Source organism: Pseudomonas sp. EGD-AK9, assembly GCF_000465935.2.
Taxonomy (GTDB): Bacteria; Pseudomonadota; Gammaproteobacteria; order Pseudomonadales; family Pseudomonadaceae; genus Aquipseudomonas.
Window position 1 is genome coordinate 1 of the sequence record NZ_AVOF01000639.1, and the last position, 1,038, is coordinate 1,038.

Annotated in this window: 1 protein-coding gene; it reads left to right on the plus strand. The window is 67.8% G+C overall.

The genetic code is table 11. The features are described 5' to 3' along the window. Window positions 1–391 precede the first annotated feature (391 nt). Window positions 392–1,038: IclR family transcriptional regulator (locus N878_RS21970; RefSeq protein ID WP_021445677.1), on the plus strand; the 647-nt coding region annotated here is incomplete at its 3' end.

Below are 1,038 nucleotides of genomic sequence, written 5' to 3' on the forward strand. Positions count from 1 at the left end.
GGGCGACGGGGAGGCGCGGCCGTCGAGCGCGAGGCTGGAGGAGTGGGCAACGACCGGCGCGGTTGCGGGGGTTGCCGGGGCACGCAGGTGCATGGGCTGTGACATGGCAATCGACCTTTTTATATTTATTGGCTACTGAGTTTTCGAAGTCGGATGGCAGCAGGCAGAAAACGACTTCGCTTCAGGGCGTGCTCGAAATAGTGGGCCGACCCCCTGGCCATTTCAATTCGCCAAACCGGGTTCTGTTCGATAACCGAACAAGAACGAACCGGTTAGTACATTCGTCGTGGCGTGGGCAGTATCGCCCGTCTGCCGATTCTCATCCAGCCTGGGGCTCGCCTCCGGTGGTCGCTGTCTCCTAGAATCGCGGCAAATTCAGCAGGGATCTCCCATGGCCGGCAGTCAGATCGAACGCGCGCTCAGCCTCCTCGAAAGCCTCACCCGCGACGCCCGCGGCCTGCCCATGCAGAGCCTGGCCGACGAGCTGGACATCCCCAAGAGCGCCACCCACCGCATGCTCGCCGAACTGATCCGCCTCGGCTACGTGCGCCAGGACGCGCAGACCAGCCGCTATCGACTGTCGACCAAGCTGGTGGCGCTGGGCTTTCGCTACCTGGCCAGCAGCGGCGCCGACGTGGTGCAGCCGATCCTCGACCGCCTGGCCGAGGACAGCGGCGAGCTGGTGCGCCTGGGGGTGATCGACGGCGAGCGACAGACCTGGATCGCCAAGAGCCAGGGCGCCCGCTCCGGCCTGCGCTACGACCCGGACATGGGCCGCGACGCGCCGCTGTTCTACACCGCCTCCGGGCATGCCTGGCTGGCCAGCATGAGCGATGAGCAGGCGCTGGCGCTGGTGGCGCGCCAGGGCATCGCCGACCCGGCCGAGTTCGGCCCCAACGCGCCGCGCAGCGAGCAGGAGCTGCTCGAACGCCTGGCCCTGGCCCGCGAGAAGGGGTACGCCTGGGTGGTGGAGAGCGCTTCGCTGGGCACCTCGGCGCTGGCCGCGGTGGTGCGCCATCCGCTGGACGGCCGGGTGAT